The organism is Zobellia roscoffensis (assembly GCF_015330165.1).
Taxonomy (GTDB): domain Bacteria; phylum Bacteroidota; class Bacteroidia; order Flavobacteriales; family Flavobacteriaceae; genus Zobellia; species Zobellia roscoffensis.
On record NZ_JADDXT010000002.1, the window covers coordinates 99,570 to 115,526 of the forward strand.

Consider the following 15,957-nt stretch of genomic DNA (forward strand, 5'->3'; position numbering starts at 1 on the left):
GTACATAGGTTTCAAACTGGAATACCTTTTGCAAAGAAATACACTACAGGTACATTGTAGAAATAATGCCCTACCGCAATCAATTTCTCAAAAACGGTCTAATACTAAATAGCTAGAAATGAGTTTTTTAAATTCGATATTAAAAGTATTCGTAGGTGATAAATCCGAAAAAGACGTAAAAGAACTACAACCTCTTGTAGAACAAATTAGGTCTTTTGAAAAACAATTAGAGGGGTTAAGTCATGATGAATTACGTGAGAAGACTAACACTTTTAAGCTTAAAATAGCCGAAGACATTAGCGAATTCACAAAAAAGATAAGTGAATTAGAAGAAGAAGTAAAAGCGTCTACGGATATTGATAAGAACGAAGACATTTACGCTGAAATAGATAAACTCAAGGAAGAATCATATAACGTAAGTGAAAAAACACTTAATGAGATTCTACCCATTGCTTTTGCCGTAGTTAAGGAAACAGCTAAACGTTTTACCCAAAATGAAACTTTACAAGTTACTGCATCAGAATACGACCGTGAATTATCCGGCTCAAAGGATTATGTAACTCTAGATGGAGATAATGCCATTTGGAAAAACTCATGGAACGCCGCAGGTAAAGAGGTTACTTGGGACATGATTCATTATGATGTACAGTTGATAGGGGGTATTGCTCTGCATCAAGGTAAAATCTCGGAAATGCATACCGGTGAAGGTAAAACCTTAGTGGCAACCTTACCCTTGTACCTTAATGCCTTAGCTGGTCATGGCTCGCATTTGGTTACCGTGAACGATTATTTGGCAAAAAGAGATAGCGCTTGGATGGCCCCTATTTTTGAATTCCACGGGCTTTCAGTGGACTGTATTGATCACCACCGCCCTAATTCAGAAGGAAGAAGAGCTGCTTACAATGCAGACATTACGTACGGTACAAACAATGAATTTGGTTTTGACTACCTACGGGACAACATGGCACATACGCCAAAAGATTTGGTACAACGCCCACACCACTACGCAATTGTAGATGAGGTGGATTCCGTTTTGGTAGATGATGCACGTACGCCACTTATTATTTCAGGTCCGGTACCAGAAGGAGACCGTCATGAATTTAATGACCTTAAACCAAAGGTTGGAGATATTGTAAGCAAGCAGAGACAACACCTAACAGGTGTTTTGGCGGAAGCCAAAAAATTGATTCAAGAAGGAAACACCAAAGACGGTGGTTTCTTATTGTTACGTGTACATAGAGGTCTTCCAAAGAATAAGGCACTTATTAAGTTTTTAAGCGAAGAAGGTGTTAAGCAGCTGCTCCAGAAGACCGAAAACTATTATATGCAGGACAATAACAGGGAAATGCCTGTTGTAGACGAGGACTTATTATTCGTTATTGATGAAAAGAACAATCAAATTGAGCTTACTGAAAAAGGTGTAAGCTACATCTCAGGGGAACAAGACAGAGATTTCTTTGTAATGCCAGATATTGGTGGAGAAATAGCCAAGATAGAAAACCAGAATCTTGACATTGAAAAAGAAGCCGAACTTAAAGAAGAGCTTTTTAAAGAATTTGGAGTAAAAAGTGAGCGTATTCATACCATGAGCCAACTTTTAAAAGCTTATACGCTTTTCGAAAAAGATGTGGAATATGTGGTAATGGATAACAAGGTGATGATAGTTGATGAACAAACCGGTCGTATTATGGACGGGCGTCGTTATTCAGACGGACTTCACCAGGCTATTGAAGCGAAAGAGAATGTAAAAATAGAAGCCCTTACACAAACTTTTGCTACCGTTACGCTACAGAACTATTTTAGAATGTATAACAAGCTGTCCGGTATGACCGGTACGGCGGTTACCGAAGCAGGTGAATTCTGGGAAATATATGAACTGGATGTTATGGAAATACCAACCAACAGACCTATTGCCCGTGATGATAGACATGACTTAATATACAAGACCAAGCGAGAAAAATATAATGCCATTATTGACGAAGTCACTAAACTTTCTCAAGCAGGCAGACCCGTTTTGATAGGTACAACTTCGGTTGAAATTTCCGAGTTGTTATCCCGAATGCTTACCATTAGAAAAGTTAATCACAACGTTCTGAACGCAAAACTTCACAAAAAAGAAGCAGACGTAGTTGCAGAGGCCGGTAATCCTGGTGTTGTTACCATAGCAACTAACATGGCTGGTCGTGGTACAGATATTAAGTTGAGTGATGAAGTTAAAAAAGCAGGCGGATTAGCTATTATAGGCACAGAAAGACATGATTCTAGACGTGTTGATAGACAGTTAAGAGGTCGTTCTGGTCGTCAAGGTGATCCTGGAAGCTCGCAGTTCTATGTGTCGTTAGAAGACAACCTAATGCGTTTGTTCGGCTCTGATCGTGTTGCTAAGATGATGGACAAGATGGGCTTAGAAGATGGAGAAGTTATTCAACACTCCATGATGACCAAATCTATTGAGCGAGCACAGAAAAAGGTAGAAGAAAACAACTTTGGTGTTCGTAAGCGTCTTTTAGAATATGATGATGTTATGAATGCCCAGCGTGAAGTTGTCTACAAAAGAAGACGCCACGCTATACAAGGGGAACGTCTAAAAGTTGATATCGCCAATATGGTGTATGACACTTGTGAAGTTATTGCCGACACCAACAAAGCTGCAAGTGATTATAAGAATTTTGAATTTGAGCTGATAAAGTATTTCTCTATAACCTCTCCAATTTCAGAAGCAGATTTTACAAAAATGAGTGTTCAAGATATTGCCAATAAGGTATACTCTAACGCTTATAAGTATTATCAAGAAAAAATGGAGCGTAATGCCGCTACGGCATTTCCTGTCATTAAGAAGGTTTATGAAGATAGTGCCAATAAGTTTGAACGTATTGTAGTTCCTTTTACGGACGGTATCAAAACGCTTAATGTGGTTACCAATTTAGAAAGCGCTTACGAAAGTAATGGAAAGCAATTAGTAACGGATTTTGAAAAAAATATAACCCTAGCCATTATTGACGATTCATGGAAAACGCATTTGCGTAAGATGGATGAATTAAAACAATCTGTTCAGTTGGCTGTTCATGAGCAAAAAGACCCTTTATTGATTTATAAGTTCGAAGCTTTTGAGCTTTTTAAAGAGATGATAAACAAGGTTAACAAAGAAGTAGTTTCTTTCTTGTTTAAAGGGGAATTGCCAAGTGAAAACCCTAATCAGATCCAGGAAGCTAGAAATGTTAGTAGACCAAAGGAAAATCTTCAGACCAGCAAAGAAGAAATTCCAAATAGCGATGAATTAGCTGCTCAGAACCGTGCAGCGGGACAAACACAAGGTCAACGTCCACAAGTTACAGAGACCATCGTTCGTGAACGACCAAAAATTGGGCGTAACGATAGAGTTACGATTAAAAATGTAATGTCTGGTGAAAGTAAAACGGTAAAATACAAACAAGCGGAACCACTTATCGAAAACGGAGAATGGGTTCTAATTGAGAATTAACAAATAACACTTATTACAATATTAAACGGTAACTTAGAGATAAGTTGCCGTTTTTTTTGCCCGCTTAACGAGTAAAACGTTACTTCAATACTATAGTATCTACTATTGCAGGGCTTTGAATAAATTATCCCCAAAGCTTAAGTTGCAGTTAATTAAGCAATTAAAGTTGTAATTTGTTCAGAATTTAACTTCTAGAAATACATTTTCTGTACAACAAAAACAGCCTGTATCTCTAATGAAGTGTCGCATATATCAAGCGGGCTCACTTCTTTTTTTGAAAATGAATACCCAAAGTAGTATACATGCGAAAGCCAAAAATACGTCTGAACAGGATTAGTGACAAGACCAAGTTACTCCTAAAGTTCAACTATATATCATCTGCTCTTAGCCTAATAATTGGGCTAATCTGTTCGTATGCATTTCATATGCAAGGAACCATACCTTATGTTTTTTATTTCTATTTAGTTCTAAATTTATTGAATATTGCTGCCTTTAATAAACATAAGAACCTAACTACAATGGCAATCTTTACTTCGGTACTTTCATTTTTAAGTACTATTGTAATTACACTATTTAGTGGTGGTATCAATAGTCCATTTATCTTTATTCTAGGCTTAATTGTTCTTGCAGGTTATATATCCACAAGAGTTTTTGGTAAAATTTACCTTTATCTTATTATAATCTCCATAATTTTCATTTACCTAATTGATTATTCTAATTTTGACTTCATAGTGAACGAGGTTCCTGAGACCTATAGAAATTTATTCAGCTTAATCAGTATACTATTTTCAGTCTATTTATTGGGTGGTGTTCTCGGCAAAAATTTGCTACACACTCATCACAATCTTTACAAATCAAAAGCTAGAATTGAAAAAAGCGTAGACGAAAAAGAAAATCTGCTGCGAGAGGTACATCATAGGGTTAAAAACAATCTTCAAACCGTTTCTAGCCTTTTAAACTTACAAGCTAGAAATACACCTAATAAACAAATAAAGGAATTGGTCAAAAGCAGTCAAAACAGAGTAACGGCAATGGCTATGATTCATGAAATGCTATATGTTCGGGATAATCTCTCTAAAATTGAATTTGGGTCTTACGTTCAAGAGCTAACCCAATACCTTCTACGAACGGTTGAGCAAAAAGACAGAAAGATAGATGTTACCATTAACATCCCAGATACATTGTTAAGTATTGATACCGCCATTCCTCTTGGTCTATTGATTAATGAAACTGTAACAAATTCCATTAAATACGGGTTTAGAGATGTAGATGAAAGCAAAATAACCATTGAGATTGAAAAGCGATATCAAAACAAGTTTATACTTAAAATTGCCGACAATGGGACGGGTTTTCCTTTAGACTATGATTTCAAAAACTCCAATACGTTAGGATTGAGACTAATTCACAATCTTGCAAGACAACTACAAGGTACAATAGAACGACTTCCAACAGAAGAAGGCACAACATATAAGCTAGTATTTCAAGATATTGCAAGTCAATTTAACACATAAGTGCTATATTGCTCTTATCATAATATTTTCCATTTTATCTTTCTCTATTCTAAATTAGATTTTTCCTTCGCATAAAGAGAGAGAATTCATAATAAAATTGTAGTTTTCTACCCGAAGCCCCAACTTTACCTTTTTTATAATATGTATCCCTTAGAATTGTGATATAGTTACATTAACTATGTTGTTACTATTCTAATCTCCTACTTCTGCTTCAACCATAATAGTAATGCCTTATATGAACATAATTCAAAGCAGATTAGACAGCCAAAGTAGGCTGTTGATCAACTTTGCATACTCTTCATCTGCTCTGGCATTTTTAATAGGCATATTTTTAATTTATACTATGGGTGTTTTAGGCTATATACCAGCTACATTCATTCTATATGCCATATTGAACCTTACTAACACGTTTTTATATAAAAAATATAATAAACTACTCATCACCTCATTAATTAGCTCTGGCTTATCCCTGATTGGCGTTATTGTCGTAACCATATATAGCGGAGGTATTAACAGTCCGTTTATTTTTGTGTTCAGTATCATAATTTTGGGAGGCTACATGACAGCTCATATTTTCGGAAAAATATATTTAACAATTGTATTGTTAGCAATTATTGGAATCTACGTCATAACCGAATTCGGATCTGTAACTAATGAAATACCTGAGAACTCAAAAGAGCTGTATAGCTTAATATCTATAGTTTTTTGTTCTTATTTATTGCTTGGTGTTTTTGGCAAACACCTTTTGTTAACCCATGAGAGATTAGAAGCTTCAAAATCAAAAATAGAAGCAGGCATAGCCGAAAAAGAAGTCCTTCTTAGAACGGTTCACCATAGAGTAAAAAACAATTTACAGACCGTATCCAGCCTTCTAAGTTTGCAATCCAAAAACACTGATAACAATAAAATAAAAGAGCTCGCCATCAGCAGTCAACTTAGAATAAATTCTATGGCTATGATTCACGAAATGCTTTATATGCAAAACAATATATCTAAAATTGCTTTTAAGCCTTACTTGAAAGAACTTACCGATTTCTTAATAAAATCGGCCAACAGCAAAAACCTTGATATTACCATAAATATAGATATGCCAGAAGTTAATCTTGGCTTAGACACAACTATACCCTTAGGTTTACTTATTAATGAAGCCGTCACAAATTCATTAAAATACGGATTTCCGGAAAATACGGCCGGTCAAATAGATATTCTTCTCCAAGAAAACAATAAAGAATCTCACAGTTATTTTCTAGATATTACTGACAACGGAATAGGTTTTCCAGAAGAAATAAACCATAAGACCACCAAATCGCTAGGGCTTAAACTTATGCATAACCTAGGTAGGCAATTAAGGGGTTCTGTTACACGTATTCAAACCAACAAAGGAACTGGCTACCACATCACTTTTAAAGATAAGGACCGTCATCTACCTGGAATAAATGGTTAAATCTATAGAGAACAATAGGCCGCTCGTTTTTCTTTAAAATTCAATACCTTTAAAGGGAACTAGTATCCTTAAACATGAAAAAATCTCGCCGGAATTTTTTGTCCTCAATCAGTATGTTAGCTGCAAGTACCGCTTTGCCCCTCCATGCCTTCAATTTTGGTTCATCAAAAAAACTAAAAATTGCCCTAGTTGGTACCGGAATACGCGGTATTACATTTTGGGGAAAAAGATTAGTGGATCAATATTCAGATATTATAGAATTTGTAGGCCTTTCGGATATAAATGAAAGTAGACTTGCTTACGGTAAAAAATACATAGCTGTTTCATGTCCTATTTTCACTGATTTTGAGAAAATGGTGAAAGACACGCGCCCAGATCTCATCATCGTTACTACCAAAGATTCCACCCATCATCAATTTATAATAAAAGGTCTAGAAATGGGGTGTGATGTACTCACAGAAAAACCTCTAACAGTAGATGAAACAAAATGCCAAGCTATTTTAGATGCCGAAAAAAAGTCAAATAAAAACTTAATTGTTGGTTTCAATTATAGATGGAGTCCTTATGCTACAAAAATTAAGGAACTCTTGATGAACAAGACTATTGGCGATTTAGTCTCTGTAGATTTTAATTGGTACCTGAATACCTACCATGGTGCTTCATACTTTAGAAGATGGCATGGAGAAATGGGAAGCAGCGGCTCTCTTTGGGTTCACAAGGCCACGCATCATTTTGATTTATTAAATTGGTGGATAGACTCCGAACCTAACGAAGTATTCGCCTATGGAGATTTAGAGTTCTACGGAAAAAATGGCCCTTTTAGAGGAGATAATTGCCGAAACTGTAATCATGCTAAAGAGTGTGATTTTTATTGGGATATTTCTCAAGACGAATTTATGAAGGAACTTTATGTTGATCACGAACATGAAGATGGATACATACGGGATAATTGCTTATTCCGAGAAGACATAGATATATATGATAAAATGTCTGCCCAAGTAAAGTATGCAGATAATACCACCCTCAATTATTCGCTTACCACCTACTCTCCCTTTGAAGGCTGGAGGGTGGCATTTAACGGTACAAAAGGACGTATTGAAGCTTCACAGGATATACCATACCATAAAATCAATACCATTTCCGAAGCCGAGAAACATACTAATGAAATGGCACAAACCAATAAAGAAGAGCTATCTTACGAGCCTATTATAGTGCATAAACTTTGGCACGAACACGAAACCATACAAGTTCCTATGGAAAAAAAGGGGCACGGTGGTGGTGACAAACGTTTGCAAGACAAAATATTCAAGACCACAGATACAGAAGATCCTTATGGCAGAACTGCAGGCATAAGAGATGGAGCTATGTCTATTCTCATTGGTATTGGAGCAAGACGCAGTATTGAACAAAAAAAAGTAATACAGATTTCGCAACTTACGGATTTAAAACCTCAAAAAAAACGTTGAAAAATGTTAAATACTTTGCTAAAAAGGTAGTATTTAACTTACTATTGTTGATTGTACGATAAAACCTATTTAGATTTACCTCACTAAGAAATTTGTCACCTATAGTTACGAAAGAGAAAAAATAGATTGCCTTCTATGCAGCAAAGTACCGATTTAGAAAAAAAACTAAAAAGTAAGGTAAGACTAGTACTAAAAGTCAATTACTACTCATCTGTATTTTCTCTTATTTTTGCCGCGATATGCTATTTTTTCCTGAACATTAAAGGTGTTATACCCTGCACTTTCCTTGCATTCGGTATTTTAAATCTAATAAATATCCTTTTATACAAATATCATAAGAGCCTTACGCTTACGTACAATGTTGTTTCAATGATGACACTAGCCGGAGCTAGCATAGTAACTCTATACAGCGGGGGAATAAATAGCCCATTTATTTTTGTATTAGCATTAATAGTAGTTGCGGGATATGTTACTACCAAAGCGTACGGTACACTTTACCTTAACTTGAATATATTAATTATTGTGCTGATTTATCTGCAAAATGTTGCCGATTTCAACTTTGTGAAAAATGCGGTGCCTGAAGATTCAAAAAATCTATTTGCCTTACTTAGTGTATTATTTTCTGTATATCTACTTGGTGGTGTTTTTGGAAAGAACTTATTACAGGCGCATCATAATTTATATAAAACCAAGAACGAACTAGAAGAAAAAATACGCGAAAAAGAAACTTTAATAAAAGAAGTTCATCATAGGGTAAAAAATAACCTGCAGACTGTTTCTAGTTTACTAAGTCTTCAATCTAGAAGCATTGTAGATAAAGACGTTAAGAGTCTTTTAAAAAGCAGTCAAAACCGAGTAATTACTATGGCTATAGTACATGAAATGCTCTATATGCGAGAAGATTTATCTAAAATTGAATATAAATCTTACGTACAAGAACTTGCAGAATATTTAGTGCGATCCATTAAAGGAACTAGTAGTAACATTACTTTAAACATAGATATACCTAATGTAAAATTGAATATAGACACTGCTATACCTCTAGGCCTATTAATTAACGAAACCGTCACCAACGCTCTTAAATATGGCATTGTAGATGAAAGTAAGGGGGAGATACTCATTAAACTTAGAAAAACGGACAATAATGAGTTCATTTTAAATTTGGGAGATAATGGCCAGGGCTTTCCTGAAGACATAACTCATAAGAACTCAAAATCTCTTGGACTCAAACTCATACACAATTTATCGCGCCAACTGCAAGGCTCAATAATACGGGATCTTAGTCAAAAAGGTACACACTATACTATAAAATTCAAGGAAATAAGAGATCAGGTGACGAGTGTTGCGTAAGCCTTATCTAAAGAATATACTATTTCTTTACTGGAGATTTTAAAGAACGTAGTACTCCTTTTGTCTTTGGGAACAAAAGAATATGACTCAAAATCAAAGCAATCACTGTTAATAGAACAAATAACATCATAGGAAGTGTTTTAAAATTTATACTAAAAGCGGCTTATCTATTTGAGGGGTAAAAGTCAAAGCTTTCATTATTCTATATTCTTTTAACTTGTACAAACATACTAAGTTGTTATTGGCACTAATTTCACTTTTCTTAATAATTTCAATATCATAAGGGCTATCAACCAGAATATAACCCACTTTAAAAACGTGATTTTCAACATTGACTATTGTGTTTGCCGGAGTAAAAACTCCTAAGTTTATAACAAATAGCACAATTACAATAGGCTTCATAAATAAAAATTTGGGTATTATAAAGATAACTATATGCTGTCACAGTACTCATCTTAAATCGCTGAACAACAGTAATTTTAGACATCCGAAAAGAGCGAGAACAAATAAGCGTTTATCTGAAGTTTACTCATGACAAAAAAACTGGTTTTAAACAAATGGGAAATTTCAAAGCTTTAAAATAGAAAGCAATTGATTAAGCCATTTTAGCTTTGTTTCTTTTTGTAATAAAAGAAAGTGCCTTAGTTACTCTAGCATTATCTCTCTTATATAAACGTGCAACCTCGACTGTATTTTCTAAGCTAACTTCTTCAGTAGAAGTTTCAGTAACAATACTCATTTCAATCGTAGCAACTTTAACCTCTTCAGTAGCTGTTTGAGCTTGAGCAGTTACTCCGATAAAAAGAACAAAAATTAAAGTTGCGATAGTTTTCATGACTTGACGTTTTATATAAATAAAACGCCTCAGACCCTATCCTACCTAGGTTTCATTCGCTGAAGAACACTTAATTTTCGGTTATCTGCACGACTTCGGTTCAAGTGTAAAAAACCACCGATGAACGTAATCCACCTTAAAAACACCTTACCGAGATTAAGTGTTTTTAGTCGAAAAATAAGTGAATTTTTATACATCAAAAAAGCGATAATACCCTTAATACAATATTCTACTTCTATTTGATTTTTCTAATTTGTTAATTTATAATCCATCATTATATAATATCATAGAGAGAAGAAAAATACAAAACCCCAAGGTTATTACGATTATACGGTATAACCATTAGAAGGTATTTGGGATATTAATGAACAAAGATGATTTAGTATTTGAACTTATGACTCGTTAACCTCATTTTGTTAGCTTCCCATTTTTCAATAGTATGGTTGAACTCACCAAACTCTAGAAATGACCTCATCCCCTTTTAGATCAAATACAATTCAAAACAATTGGAGATAATCCTATACATCTTAATGCATATAGACAGGTATGACAACGAAAAGGAAAGCTTTGAAGATATAGAGGCCTTTATTGATACCGTAAACCTGTAAAGAATAGCAAAAAACACTCTAAAATTTACCTATTGGAGTTTAGAAAGTTGTTCCTGAAAAACGAAAATCAGTCTTGCGTTTTAAAGTTATAGCTATTAAACAATATAATTCATTAAGCCATTTTAGCTTTGTTTCTTTTTGTAGTAAAAGAAAGCGCCTTAGTTACTCTAGCATTATCCCTCTTGTATAAACGTGCAACCTCAACTGTATTTTCTAAGCTAACTTCTTCAGTAGAAGTTTCAGTAACAATACTCATTTCAATCGTATCAACTTTAACCTCTTCAGTAGCTGTTTGAGCTTGAGCAGTTACTCCGATAAAAAGAACAAAAATTAAAGTTGCGATAGTTTTCATGACTTGACGTTTTATATAAATAAAACGCCTCAAGCCCTACCCTACCTAGGTTCCATTCGCTGAAGAACACCTAATTTTCGGTTATCTGCACGACTTCGGTTCAAGTGTAAAAAACTACCGATGAACGTAATCCACCTTAAAAACACCTTACCGAGATTAAGTGTTTTTAATCGGAAAACAAATACATTTTTCAATATCTAAAAATCATTTTTCAATAAAATGTCGTAATTATAAAGGTTTAACTATTTAGTATCACCTATATAACTCAGATAAAATATATAGTTATAAACAAGAATGCCCATTTACCTACATTAATAGGTTTCTTACATAAGAGTAGCAGAAACTTAAGATACATGTATTACTACACTTACAGCAACTATCGATGAACGAACGATCAACAATTAACTTTTGTCGATTATTAGTTAATATTATTGGAGTGATAAATCTAAATGAATAATTTGCGCATTCTTTTGAAAAAGAAAATGGATTAATTTAAAATCACTAATTATGAGACGTAATTTAATTACACGATTTTTTCTGTTCTCAATGTTACTTGTATCGTTTATTATGATACCTGCAGCATGTAGCAGCGATGACGGAGGAACAGACAAGGAACAAGTTGACCCAGATCCGAAACCGGATCCAGACCCAGAACAGGTAGCGGACCCTACTAATGAAAATACAACTATAGATGCTACAGCTGCTGCTCATGCTAACGGAGTAAGCACTTCAACCGTAACCGTACAATTAGCGGATACCGATGGAAAAAAACTAAGCGCAAGCGGAGGTACCGTTGCACTATCTGCTACTGGATCAGCCACAGTATCTGAAATAACTGATAACGCAGATGGAACATATACCGCAACTGTAAGCGGTGAAGTTGAAGAAACGATAACAGTATCCGGAACATTAGATGGTACGGACTTAACGAGCACTGTAGATATCACTTTTAACCCAGACCAATCGAATCCAGCACAAGAAGCGGAACAGTCAACAGAAGCAGCCGGTCCTACTTTACTAAGAATCAATTGTGGAGGAGACGAAATAACTTTTGGAGATGTTACTTTTCTTGCCGACCAATATTTTGATGGTCCTACCGAAGCATATAACAATCCTAATGTAGAGGCTTCAAGTATAACGAATACAGATATGCCTGAACTCTATACTACAGAGAGAATAACTGATAATACAGATGTTAAAGGTCCTTTTTCCTATAAAATTCCTGTTACAGATGGTACATATACGGTTAAACTCTACTTTGCAGAAGTTTATTGGGGTGTTCAAAACCCTGAAGGATTAGGTGAAGATGATGGTACAGGACGCAGAATCTTTAATATTACCATGGAAGATGAAGCAATTTTCACAGGTTATGATCTTTATAAAGAGCATGGCGCATTATCTGCTGGAAACCGTATGTACGATATTGAAGTTGCAGATGGTGAGTTAACAATTACTTTTGAAGCTACCGTTAATAAGCCTAAAATTTCTGGTATTGAAATTTTTGGTAATGGAGAAGTCGTTTTAGATTAAAAAAACTCAATTGAATTTTAATAGGTCTTTAGAGAATATTCTCTGAAGACCTATTTTTTTTGAACCTTTACCAGTAAGGAATCGTATATATATTATACTAATTCCTTAAAAGAAAATAGAATGATGTTTAAATCGATACTCCTAGCTATATCCCTTTTAGTGGGCACTTCTTGTCAATCACATGTTGAGAAGAAAAAACCAATTCAAGAGTCTTTAGCAAAAACAGAAATATTAAAACTAACAAATCAAGATCTTGAAAATTTTGAAACAGCATATTTTGCTAGTGGCTGCTTTTGGTGTGTAGAAGCGATATTTGAAAGTGTAAAAGGAGTTAAAGAAGTAGTCTCAGGATACTCTGGGGGCACCGAAAAGGACCCAACCTACGAACAAGTAGGCGGTGGTATGACCAGCCATGCAGAAGCTGTTAAAGTTTATTACGACCCAAAAGTTATTTCGTTTACAGCCTTAGTCCAGGTGTTTTTTGGCTCTCACGACCCTACCACATTAAATAGACAAGGACCAGATCGCGGAGCCCAGTATAGATCCGTTGCTTTTTATAAAAACGACAAAGAAAAACAGATTATTGAAGGTTATATAAAAGCCTTAAAAGACCAAGACGTTTATGACGGGGATGTTATTACAACAGAAGTTACCAGGTTTACAAAATTCTACGATGCAGAGGACTATCACCAAGATTATGAGCGAAAACACCCTAATAACTCATACATTACTAATGTATCTGTACCAAGGCTGAACCGTTTTAAACAAAATTTTAAAGAGTATTTAAAAGATGAAACTCATTAAACCGAGTATCTTTTTCCTACTAAAAATAAGCAGCCCTTTGAGGCTGTTTTTTTTAAGGTAATAACATCGTTTGGGATATTCTAAATTTATTGAAGAATTACTTCGCTATACTGAGAATTGATATTGATGGACTTAGCTGATTGCTTATTACCTATACTACCCTTATAAACCACACTATTATGATTTGTAGTTTTATCTAATTTTAAGTTAGGAGGAACTACGAATTCAGATGCTGTTCCATTCATATAAATATTTCCCTCTTTATTTGGCAGCCTACAAACAAATTCTGCATTTTGAAGTGAAACATCTAGTGTTTCAAATTCCTCTGCAATAGTACGTATCAGTAAGGGGCCAAAACTGTTATTTATAAAAGCTGTTTTAACCAAGTTTTCAATAGTTACTTCGGAAGACTTGGCACTCAATCTAAGATTCAATACTTCATCTAAATCAACATTTTCTGAATAATTTGCCTGCAATTGACCATAATTCCACTTTTCAACACGAATAGGAGAATACGAAACCATTACTTTGGTTTCATTACCATCTATAGTTGCCGCATATAATTTAGCATGTGATAGCGTAGCATTTATATTACTTGTATGCTCTGCAAGTTTGACCTCTCCATGGCGCACATTCATTTTAATCTTAGTTGATTTTGGCATTCTAATCTTTATGGTTTTCTTTATCTTAAACTTCTTATTTTCTCCCTTACTCTTAAAATAAAAAGTATTTAGGGAGTGTTCATCATTATGCTCATGTTCCATTTTTGCCTCCATCCGTTCTTTTATGACTACAGCCTTTCTTTTCTTCTGTTCTGCTTTCCTTTCTAACTTACCTCTCATATGTTCGTTATGAGCTTCCATTCGTTGCTCAAACTCCTTTTCGCGTCGTTCGTTAATCTCCTTATGTTTTACTTCCATTTTTTGATGCCACTCCTCCATCTTTTTCTGATAAGGTTCTCCAAAATTCTTCTGAAAACCCTCTTGCCATCTTTTAAGGTAGGCCTCCCCTTCTTTTTCAAAAGCCTCATGATCAAAATTAGGGTTTGGTGCTGGTGGCATTGGAGGTTCAGGAGGCATGGGCATCGCTACTAATTCCGAGAAGTCAAAGTCAAACTCGGGCATTTCAATATTTAAATCCTCCATATCTATAAAAGAAGGACCTTGCCATGCATTATCACTCTGAGTTGTAATAGTTATTTCTCTACTATTTCCCGTAATAGAAAAACCTCCTTTTTCAAAATAGGCTTCCGCCTCTTTATCTGTTGCCCCTTCTAGTTGAACTGTAGTTTCAATACTCACTTGGTTTTTACTCCATGTGTCAAACTCAATATCGGCATAACTGGTATTAATATCTAGAACGGCATTATCTACAACCTTAAAATTTTCTGAATATACCCTCTCTTTTGTTTGCCCATTGGCCCCTATGCTGATGAGACATAGGACAACCATCAGGGACTTAAACATTAGTCTCTGTAACTGCTTCATTTTTTGATGATTTTAACTGATTTATTTTTTCTTTCAACCTATGCAATAACTGTAAACGCAATTGAAGATTCTTCACCATTGCTGTAATGGTCTGATTATTAGGTCCTATTTCATTCAATTCCTCGCTCAGCCTACCATATTCCTCATTCAATTCTTTCAATTCACCCATAAAACTATCTATCAGTGCTTTGTTCTTATCTGATACCTCGAGCCCCGAAATCTCCAAATTTATACTAGCCATATAATAGTTCTCTACTTTTTTTAAATCAGGAGAAAGGTCTCCCAAGGATAGGCTTTCTGCCGGTTTAGCCTTTGGTTGCTTCTCAACAATAACCGCCTCTGGACCAGAGGCCTTTTCACCCCCAATAAAGTAAACTCCCAATCCTAATAGAAAAAGAATGGAAGCTGCTATCTTTATATAAGGCAATGTTTTTCTTTTCTCTTGTGGCAATTCCGTTCCTAATCTTTTAAGAAATCGCTCTTCATGGCCATTCCTTAATTTAGGGTTTTCCTTCTCATCCTCGATTTCGAAAAGTTTTCTAATGTCTTGCGCCATAATTCTTCTCTTTCAATAACTGTTTTAAATACCCTTTCCCCCTCAAAAGCCTAGTTCTACAAGTAGTTTCCGTCAGGTCTAATATTTGGGATATTTCACTGTGGTCATATCCTTCCATCAAATACATCATAACTACATATTTATATTTTTCAGGCAATTCTTCCATCGCACATTTAATATTATTTAAAGTGATATCATCATTTACATTCCAATTGTCATCTTCCTCTAGAGGCATATGGCTTTCTTGAAACGGAACAGTTTGATGTTTTTTAGATTTCAGAAAATCTATACTCTTATTTATTACAATTTTTTTAAGCCATGCACCAAACGTAACATTCCCCTCATATTGTTCTATTTTTTGAAAGGCTTTTATAAAAGATTCTTGTAAAACATCTTCAGCATCTTTGGTATTTTTTACATACCGCATTGCAACGCAGAACATACCATCACAGTACTGCCGGTACAGTTGCATCTGTCCCTTCCTGTTATTCTTTTTACATTGTTCTACTAAATCAATCTGAAACATTGGTTGG

At 34.9% G+C, this 15,957-nt stretch carries 13 protein-coding genes; 7 read left to right on the forward strand and 6 right to left on the reverse strand.

Translation table 11 applies throughout. The features are described from left to right. Positions 1–118 precede the first annotated feature (118 nt). The 5 genes from secA (at position 119) to IWC72_RS00460 (ending at position 9,252) form a co-directional block, all read left to right on the forward strand. Positions 119–3,481: a preprotein translocase subunit SecA gene (secA, locus tag IWC72_RS00440; RefSeq protein ID WP_194528469.1), complete on the forward strand. Its 3,363-nt coding sequence runs from the start codon at positions 119–121 to the stop codon at positions 3,479–3,481. Positions 3,482–3,783: 302 nt separating this feature from the next. Further along, positions 3,784–4,992 carry a sensor histidine kinase gene (locus IWC72_RS00445; RefSeq protein ID WP_194528470.1) on the forward strand — a complete coding sequence of 403 codons (1,209 nt, stop codon included), beginning with the start codon at positions 3,784–3,786 and terminating at the stop codon, positions 4,990–4,992. Positions 4,993–5,227: 235 nt separating this feature from the next. Further along, a complete protein-coding gene (locus IWC72_RS00450; RefSeq protein ID WP_194528471.1) occupies positions 5,228–6,436 on the forward strand; it encodes a sensor histidine kinase in 1,209 nt (402 codons plus the stop codon). Between the two features lie 74 nt (positions 6,437–6,510). After that, a complete protein-coding gene (locus IWC72_RS00455) occupies positions 6,511–7,902 on the forward strand; it encodes a Gfo/Idh/MocA family oxidoreductase (RefSeq protein WP_194528472.1) in 1,392 nt (463 codons plus the stop codon). A gap of 369 nt (positions 7,903–8,271) precedes the next feature. After that, on the forward strand, positions 8,272–9,252 hold the full coding sequence (locus IWC72_RS00460; protein ID WP_226979455.1) for a sensor histidine kinase: 981 nt from the start codon (positions 8,272–8,274) through the stop codon (positions 9,250–9,252). Positions 9,253–9,399: 147 nt separating this feature from the next. On the opposite strand, the gene IWC72_RS00465 is transcribed toward IWC72_RS00460, so the two are convergent. The 3 genes from IWC72_RS00465 to IWC72_RS00475 form a co-directional block, all read right to left on the reverse strand. Then, entirely contained in the window at positions 9,400–9,654 is a 255-nt protein-coding gene (locus tag IWC72_RS00465) for a hypothetical protein (protein WP_194524306.1), read from the reverse strand. A gap of 193 nt (positions 9,655–9,847) precedes the next feature. Further along, positions 9,848–10,087, reverse strand: coding sequence for a hypothetical protein (locus IWC72_RS00470; protein ID WP_194528474.1), 240 nt, complete (start codon positions 10,085–10,087; stop codon positions 9,848–9,850). A 720-nt stretch (positions 10,088–10,807) separates the two neighbouring features. Continuing rightward, positions 10,808–11,047: a hypothetical protein gene (locus IWC72_RS00475; protein ID WP_194528475.1), complete on the reverse strand. Its 240-nt coding sequence runs from the start codon at positions 11,045–11,047 to the stop codon at positions 10,808–10,810. 507 nt (positions 11,048–11,554) lie between these two features. On the opposite strand from IWC72_RS00475, the gene IWC72_RS00480 reads away from it, so the two are divergent. Together IWC72_RS00480 and msrA are read left to right on the forward strand one after the other, a co-directional pair. Further along, complete coding sequence (locus tag IWC72_RS00480; RefSeq protein ID WP_194528476.1) at positions 11,555–12,577, forward strand: malectin domain-containing carbohydrate-binding protein; 1,023 nt, start codon at positions 11,555–11,557, stop codon at positions 12,575–12,577. 120 nt (positions 12,578–12,697) lie between these two features. After that, positions 12,698–13,381, forward strand: coding sequence for a peptide-methionine (S)-S-oxide reductase MsrA (msrA, locus tag IWC72_RS00485; protein WP_194524309.1), 684 nt, complete (start codon positions 12,698–12,700; stop codon positions 13,379–13,381). Between the two features lie 86 nt (positions 13,382–13,467). Here msrA and IWC72_RS00490 read toward each other — a convergent pair whose 3' ends face one another. From IWC72_RS00490 to IWC72_RS00500, 3 genes are read right to left on the reverse strand one after another with little or no spacing between them, the layout of a single operon-like run. Then, positions 13,468–14,868 carry a hypothetical protein gene (locus IWC72_RS00490; RefSeq protein WP_194528477.1) on the reverse strand — a complete coding sequence of 467 codons (1,401 nt, stop codon included), beginning with the start codon at positions 14,866–14,868 and terminating at the stop codon, positions 13,468–13,470. After that, positions 14,840–15,424, reverse strand: a complete 585-nt coding sequence (locus IWC72_RS00495; protein ID WP_194524311.1) for a hypothetical protein — start codon at positions 15,422–15,424, stop codon at positions 14,840–14,842. Before IWC72_RS00495 ends, IWC72_RS00490 begins: the two co-directional genes overlap by 29 nt. Continuing rightward, positions 15,408–15,950, reverse strand: a complete 543-nt coding sequence (locus IWC72_RS00500; protein ID WP_194524312.1) for an RNA polymerase sigma factor — start codon at positions 15,948–15,950, stop codon at positions 15,408–15,410. The genes IWC72_RS00495 and IWC72_RS00500 overlap by 17 nt, the downstream gene beginning before the upstream one ends. Positions 15,951–15,957: the final 7 nt, after the last annotated feature.